This is a genomic window from Acidiphilium sp. (genome assembly GCF_049977125.1).
GTDB lineage: Bacteria > Pseudomonadota > Alphaproteobacteria > Acetobacterales > Acetobacteraceae > Acidiphilium.
This window is the reverse complement of record NZ_JBMFGY010000035.1, coordinates 21893-28799: the sequence shown is the minus strand read 5'-3', so window position 1 is coordinate 28799 and position 6907 is coordinate 21893. Positions and strand designations below refer to the sequence as shown.

Annotated in this window: 8 protein-coding genes; 4 read left to right on the top strand and 4 right to left on the bottom strand. The window is 66.7% G+C overall.

Going from position 1 to position 6907, the window contains the following annotated elements; genetic code table 11:
- The 4 genes from ACP5E6_RS07875 to ACP5E6_RS07860 all read right to left on the bottom strand — a co-directional run bounded on the left by ACP5E6_RS07875 (window position 1) and on the right by ACP5E6_RS07860 (window position 3341).
- Entirely contained in the window at window positions 1–1197 is a 1197-nt protein-coding gene (locus ACP5E6_RS07875) for a metallophosphoesterase family protein (protein WP_427953533.1), read from the bottom strand.
- 109 nt (window positions 1198–1306) lie between these two features.
- On the bottom strand, window positions 1307–1861 hold the full coding sequence (rsmD, locus tag ACP5E6_RS07870) for a 16S rRNA (guanine(966)-N(2))-methyltransferase RsmD (protein ID WP_427953531.1): 555 nt from the start codon (window positions 1859–1861) through the stop codon (window positions 1307–1309).
- The gene (locus ACP5E6_RS07865; RefSeq protein WP_427953529.1) at window positions 1861–2616 is read right to left on the bottom strand and encodes a pseudouridine synthase; all 756 of its coding nucleotides are present in this window, start codon (window positions 2614–2616) and stop codon (window positions 1861–1863) included. The genes rsmD and ACP5E6_RS07865 overlap by 1 nt, the downstream gene beginning before the upstream one ends.
- Window positions 2613–3341 (bottom strand): gamma-glutamyl-gamma-aminobutyrate hydrolase family protein, encoded by a 729-nt coding sequence (locus tag ACP5E6_RS07860; RefSeq protein ID WP_427953527.1) that lies wholly within the window; start codon window positions 3339–3341, stop codon window positions 2613–2615. The genes ACP5E6_RS07865 and ACP5E6_RS07860 overlap by 4 nt, the downstream gene beginning before the upstream one ends.
- Before the next feature lie 53 nt (window positions 3342–3394).
- Here ACP5E6_RS07860 and ACP5E6_RS07855 point away from each other — a divergent pair, with 53 nt between their 5' ends.
- The 4 genes from ACP5E6_RS07855 to fliN all read left to right on the top strand — a co-directional run bounded on the left by ACP5E6_RS07855 (window position 3395) and on the right by fliN (window position 6901).
- Window positions 3395–3850 carry a nucleoside deaminase gene (locus ACP5E6_RS07855; RefSeq protein WP_427953525.1) on the top strand — a complete coding sequence of 152 codons (456 nt, stop codon included), beginning with the start codon at window positions 3395–3397 and terminating at the stop codon, window positions 3848–3850.
- Between the two features lie 120 nt (window positions 3851–3970).
- Window positions 3971–5533: a flagellar basal-body MS-ring/collar protein FliF gene (gene fliF / locus ACP5E6_RS07850; protein WP_427953523.1), complete on the top strand. Its 1563-nt coding sequence runs from the start codon at window positions 3971–3973 to the stop codon at window positions 5531–5533.
- Window positions 5530–6537 (top strand): flagellar motor switch protein FliG, encoded by a 1008-nt coding sequence (gene fliG, locus ACP5E6_RS07845; protein ID WP_427953521.1) that lies wholly within the window; start codon window positions 5530–5532, stop codon window positions 6535–6537. Before fliF ends, fliG begins: the two co-directional genes overlap by 4 nt.
- Before the next feature lie 52 nt (window positions 6538–6589).
- On the top strand, window positions 6590–6901 hold the full coding sequence (gene fliN, locus ACP5E6_RS07840) for a flagellar motor switch protein FliN (RefSeq protein WP_427953535.1): 312 nt from the start codon (window positions 6590–6592) through the stop codon (window positions 6899–6901).
- Window positions 6902–6907 lie beyond the last annotated feature (6 nt).

Here is a 6907-nt window from a genome sequence, read left to right as displayed (position 1 = left end):
CTAGCTGATCAGGCGGCGGGTCTTCCAGTTCAGCGCCATGGTGTCACGCAGGCGTGGCGGCGCGCGGTAGGACTCCTGGGGCCGGGGCACCGAATAGGATTTGACCCGGATGATCTCGCCATCGATGTCGAGCCGCAGGAAGCCGAACCGGTCATCGACGAATGCCTCCAGGGTCACGTTGGGTTCATCGGGCGGGGTGAACGGCGCCACGATGTCCTGGCCATTGACGCGCGCCATCCGGTGCAGATTGTGATAGCCGCCGAAGCCGGCGACGATGAAGGGTTTCTGGTTGCCCGCCGCATCGGTTTCGGTGAAGCGCTGATAATTATGGACATGGCCGGCGAACACCATATGCGCGCTGACACCGGCAGCGGCCTCGGCCTCGGCGAGCACGGCGGCCATGGTGGCGCTGCCGGAGTGGAAGGCATCGAGCGAGTGGATCGGATGATGCATCGCCACGATGATCGGCTTGTCCGGCGCGGCCGCCTTGAGTTCGCCCGCGAACCAGTCACGCTGATCCTGCTGCACCTCGCCGCCCTCGGGCACGTTGGTGTACAGGCCGATGAAGGTGGCGAACGGCGTGTCCAGCGTGAAATAGACGTTCGGCTGGGTCATCGCCGTGCGCGGAATGTCCATCGCTTCGGGCGTATGCGTGCCCGCCGTGGCCGCGCAGAAATTATTCACGAAGGCGGTGAGCGAGGGCACGGTGTCGACCACCACGCCGTTGTCGTAGATGTCGCCATCATGGTTGCCGGGAATGCCCAGGATCGGCAACGGATAGAATTCATAGGGCAGATAGAATTGCGCGTAGTAGCGGCTGGCCTGACCGTCGAAATAGATCACGTCGCCGCAATGATAGGCGAACGCGGGCTTGCCGTAGGTTCCGGCGATCGCCGCATCGGTGATCATGCCCGCCGCGACCAGCTCCTGCGGCGTCGGGTCGAGCACGCCGCCGGTATCGGCGATCAGATGCATGCACATGCCGCCTGACGAGCGCATCGCGGCGACCTGGTCGGGAATGATGCTGGCCAGATCGAGCCGGTAGGGCGCGGCACCGGTCGGCGGCGGCAAGGGCTGGAACCCCGAGCCGACGCTGAGCGGCGCCATTTGCGAATGCACCCCTCGCTGCTCCGCCATCGGCGTGCCGAATTGGTGGTGGCCCGGTTTGTCGTGATGGTCGTGATGATGCTTGCTCATGCCGCCCTCATTTTGAGTGAACCCGGTGCTAGCGCAAACGGCGGGGGGTGGGAAAGACGTTGATGTGAAATCCGCGGCGCCAGCCGCCCGCCCGCGGGCGCCGGCGCGGTCAGGCCTGACGCCAGATCACCAGCCGCGCGGCGCCGTGGCTCCGGTCGGCGAGCGGGGTGATGTCATCGGGCAGCGCATCGGCGCGGCCGAATTCGGCGGCGATCAGCGCGCCGGGCGCGATCCAGCCGGATCGGGCGAGGGCGGCGAGGCTGTCGGCGATCAGGCCGCTGCCATAGGGCGGATCGAGCAGAATGAGCGCGTGCGGTCCGCCATGCGGGGGCGCGAGCGCATCGGCACCGCGCACAGACGCGCGGCCCTCCGCCTTGCAGGCGGCGATGTTGTGGCGGATCGCCGCGATCGCGGCGGGATCATTATCGATGAACGTGGCGTGCGCCGCCCCGCGCGACAGGGCTTCGAGGCCGAGGGCGCCGGTGCCGGCGAACACGTCCAGCACGTGGCGATCCGCGACGGCATCCCGCGCCCAGGCGGCGTGGAGCAGCGTATCGAACAGGGCCTGGCGGACGCGCCCGGCGGTCGGGCGGGTGGTCAGGCCCGGCGGCGCGGCCAGCAGCCGGCCCCGCCAGGCGCCCGCGATGATGCGCGGCGCCGCCATTATTTATCCTTGGGCAATTGCTCGCGCAGCACCTTGCCGGTGATTTCGGCAACCGTCCCGCGCGCGAGGCTGCCGAGCTGGAACGGGCCGTAGGCGACTCGGATCAACCGCGTCGTCTCGAGGCCGAGCGCGGCCATGACCTTGCGGATCTCGCGGTTCTTGCCCTCGGTGATGCTGACCGAGAGCCAGGCATTGGCGCCCTTGGCGGTATCGACCTCGGCGGTGATCGGTCCGTAACGCACGCCCTCGACCGTGATGCCGTCCTTCAGGGCGGCGAGCTTGTCGGAATCGACCATGCCATAGACGCGCACCCGGTAGCGGCGGTGCCATCCGGTGGTGGGCAGTTCGAGGCGGCGGGCCATCGCGCCGTCGTTGGTCAGGAGAAGCAGCCCCTCGCTGTTGAGGTCGAGCCGGCCGACGCTGACGACGCGCGGCAGATCGGGCGGCAGTTTTTCGAACACGGTCGGCCGGCCTTCGGGATCACGATGGGTGGTGAGCAGGCCGTCCGGCTTGTGATAGCGCCATAGCCGCGTGCGGGCGGGTTCGCTCACCGGCGTGCCATCGACCAGGATGACGTCGCCGGGCCTGACGAAAGTGGCGGGGTGCGCGACCGTGGCGCCGTTATGCACCACCCGGCCCGCCTCGATCATCCGCTCCGCATCGCGCCGGCTGGCGATGCCGGCGCGGGCGAGATATTTCGCGATGCGCTCGCCCTGCTCGCCTTTCGCCGCCTCATAGCCGCCCTTTTCGGTCATGACGCGGCACCGACCAGCGCCGCGATGATCCGTGCGTCGCCCGGATCGATCAGGAACTCCGGATGCCATTGCACGCCAAGGCAGAACCGGTGCGCGGGGGATTCGACGCCCTCGATCACCCCATCCGGCGCGATCGCGTCGACCACCAGCCGCCCACCGGGGTCGCGCACCGCCTGATGATGCGCGGAATTCACCCGCATCGACGCCACGCCCACGATCGCCGCCAGCCGCGTGCCCGGCATGATCGTGATCGCATGACCCGGCTGATCGCGCGGGAGGGGCTGTTCATGGGCAAGGGCATCGGTGATGGCATCCGGAATATGCTGGATCAGCGTGCCGCCGAGCGCCACCGCCAGCAGCTGCGCGCCGCCACAGATGCCGAGCACCGGCAGATCGAGCGCCAGCGCGCCGCGCAGCAGCGCAAGCTCGGCCGCCGTGCGCCCGGGTTTGAGCGCGACCGTGTCATGCCGCGTCGCCGCGCCATACAACGCCGGATCGACATCGAACGCCCCGCCGGTGACGATCAGGGCATCGATCGCCTCAAGGTAGGACCCGGCCAGCTCGGATCGGTGTGGCAGCGCGACCGGCATGCCGCCGGCATCGGCGACCGCGTCCATATAATTCTGGCGGATCGCATACCAGGGGAATTGGGAATAGCCGCCCGGTGGCTCGGCATCGAGGGTCAGGCCGATGATCGGCTTGGCGGGGCGGGGGCGCTGGGTCATGACCGGAGCTAGACCTGTTGGGGACACCAAGGCAAGAGAGCGGGATGACGCCGATGGAACAGGCCCTGAGCGAAGCCGCCAAGGCGGGTGACCGCGGCGAGGTGCCGGTGGGCGCGGTGGTGACCGATGCGTCCGGAACGGTTCTCGCCGCCTGCGGCAACGACATGCAGGCGCGGAGCGACCCGACCGCCCATGCCGAGATGCTCGCGCTGCGTGCGGCGGCGCAGCGACTCGGTGGGAAGTTTCTGCCGGGTTGCACCCTGACCGTGACACTGGAGCCGTGCCCGCTCTGCGCGGCGGCGATGTCGCTGTTCAGAATCGAGCGTCTCATTTTCGGCGCCTACGATCCAAAATCGGGCGGAGTCGAGCACGGGCCAAGGGTTTTCGATCACGCGACCTGCCATCACCGGCCGGAGGTGGTGGGGGGCGTGGCGGAGCGCGACAGCGCGGCGCTGCTGGCGAAGTTTTTTAAATCGCGTCGTAACTCGGCAAATTCTGCCGGGCGTTAACCGAACGCTTACCTTCGTCAGGCATTCTTGCGCTGCGACAAAATCGTCGCAACAGCAGGATGAACCCATGCCGCCTCGTGTCCCGCCCCATAAAACCCTGGAATTCGGGGTTAACGCCCGATGAACAAGCTGCTGGAAAATCTGCGCGCACTCGGACCGGTCAAGCTGGGTGCCATGGCGGCGGTTGCGGTCGGCGTGATGGCGTTGATGGCCATGCTCGCCATGACGGGCGGCCCCAGCCCCAATGCGATGCTCTATGGCGGGCTCGGGCTGAAAGACGCCAGCAATATCGCCACCGCCCTGACCACCGCCCGCATCAAATACGCTATCGGCGATAATGGCCACAGTATCATGGTCGAACCCGCCCAACTCGATCAGGCGCGGCTGCTGCTGGCCCAGCACGACCTGCCGGCCGGCAGTTCGAGCGGTTTTGCGATCTTCGACCATCAGAATCCCCTCACCGGCTCGGATTTTCTGGACCGGATCGACGAGACCCGCGCGATCGATGGCGAATTGGAGCGCACGATCGATCTGATCCAGGGCATCCGCTCGTCACGGGTGCAGGTGGTCCTGCCGCAAAACGACGATTTCAGCCTGCACACGGCACCGGCCCAGGCCAGCGTCATGCTGTCCCTGGCCGGCGCCGCGCCGCTCGATCGCGAAAGCATCGATGCGATCCTGAATCTCGTGGCCTCCGCGGTGCCGGGGCTGAAGACCTCGAATATCTCGATCGCGGACGACCGCGGCGACCTGCTGGCGCAGGCCGGGCAGAGCGACAACGCCATGCTCGACGCCCGGGATGCGCGCCTGAAACAAGCCACCGAACAGCAACTGACCGATGCCGTCCGTTCGATGCTGGTCGCCGCGTTAGGGCCGAACCAGGTCAAGGTGGTGACGGCGGTCTCGATGAATTTCGACCGCACCGCGCAAACCGCCACCAGCTACGATCCGAACGGCCAGGTGGTGCGCAGCGAGCAACAGAGCCGCACCAAATCCGACCGCACCGAAAACAGCGACAAGACCGTGTCGGTCGCCAACAACCTGCCGGGCGCCTCGGCCAACACCAACGCCCCGAAACAGACCGACGACCGGACGCGGTCAGACCAGACCACCAACTACGAAATCAGCCAGACCGTGAAGCATACGGTCCATGCAACCCCTGAAATCACCCGAATCAGTGTTGCTGTCATGCTCGCCGACGTCGCCGCGAAGGGTCCGAAAGGCCAGATCATCGAACGTCCGCGCTCGGCGGCAACCATCGCCCGGATCAAAACCCTGGTCCAGACCGCGATCGGCTACGACAAGGCGCGGGGTGACGTCGTCGTTGTCCAGTCGATGCCCTTCGTCAATCCCGACTCAATGAGCGCGATGCCGAAGCCATCGCTGATCACGCGGTTCATGAACAGCGGATTGCTGCTGCCGCTGCTTCGCATCCTGATCAGCGGCCTGATCGCCCTGGCGGCTCTGCTGGTGGTGTTCCGCCCGATGGTGCGCCGCCTGACCGCGCCCCCCGCCGCCCCGGCCACGACACTGGTCGGCAGCGAGAACCATGGCGCGATTGCCGGACCGGCCGGCGAGGCGGTCGACAACCCGATCCGCGCCATCGTCGACCTGATCGATCGCAGCCCCGAGGAAAGCGTCGCGGTCATTCGCGGCTGGCTCAGCCGTGAGGGAACCCCATGAGCGGCGCCGCCAATCAACTCAGCGGCGCGGCGCGGACCGCCATTTTGATGCTGGCGCTCGGCGATGAGCATGGCGGCAAGCTGATGGCGATGCTCAAGGACGACGAGATCCGCGATGTCTCGCGCGCCATGGTCGGGCTGGGCAAGGTCGGGCCTGAGGTCGTCGAGCAACTCTGCGAGGAATTCGCCGCGAGCCTGGGGCGGACCAGCGCGGTTTCCGGGTCGGCCGAAGCGACCGAGCGGATGCTGCGCGCGATGCTGCCATCCGAGATGGTCAATCAAATCCTCGAGGATCTGTACGGGCCGGCCGGGCGCAACATCTGGGACAAGCTGGGCAAGGTCAATGAGTCGGTACTCGCCGATTACCTGATCCACGAACATCCTCAAACCGCCTCCGTCGTTCTGTCGCGGGTCCCGGCCGACCACGCGGCGCGGGTGATCGCCTTGATGCCCGATGCGCTGGCGATCGATGTGGTCCAGCGCATGCTGGCGCTCGGCGGAGTGCAGCGCGAAGCGATCGATGATGTGGAGCGGACGCTGAAAGCCGATTTCATGGCGAATCTGGCCTCCAGCGCCCAACGCGATCCCCATGAAAAAATGGCCGAGATCTTCAACGCCTTCGAGCGAACGGTCGAAACCCGGATGATCGCGGCGCTCGAGGCCAAGAACCTCGAGGCGGCACAGCGGATCAAATCGCTGATGTTCACCTTCGATGACCTCATCCGTCTGGCGCCGCAGGACATCCAGACGCTGTTGCGGAGCGTGGAGAAGGAAAAACTGCCGATCGCGCTGAAGGGCGCCTCGGATAAAATCCGCGACCTGTTCATGCAAAACCTGTCGGAACGCGCCGGCAAAATGCTGCGCGACGATATCGAGGCGTTAGGGCCGGTCCGGCTGCGCGATGTCGATGCGGCCCAGTTGGCCATCGTTGCGACCGCCAAGGATCTCGCGGCGCAAGGCGAGATCGAAATCGGCACAGGAAAGGAAGACGACCTTGTCATCTGATATCACCACCGCCCCCGAGGGCGCACTACCAACCCCGCGCACCCTCGCGGAATTGCCGATCAACGCGGCAACGCCGCGCGCGGGCGGCGATGATGGCGCCGCCGCGCGCGCCCCGCGCGATCTGGAGGCGGTTTACGACATTCCCGTGCTGGTCAGCGCCGTGCTCGGCCGATCGACCATGCAGGTCAGCCAGCTGCTCAAGCTCGGTCGTGGCGCGGTGGTCGAGCTTGACCGCAAAGTCGGTGATCCGATCGACATCTTTGTCAATAACCGCCTGATCGCCCGCGGCGAGGTGGTGATGATCGACGACACCAAACTCGGCATCACGATGACCGAGATCGTCAAATCCGACCGTGGCGGCTGAGGCGGC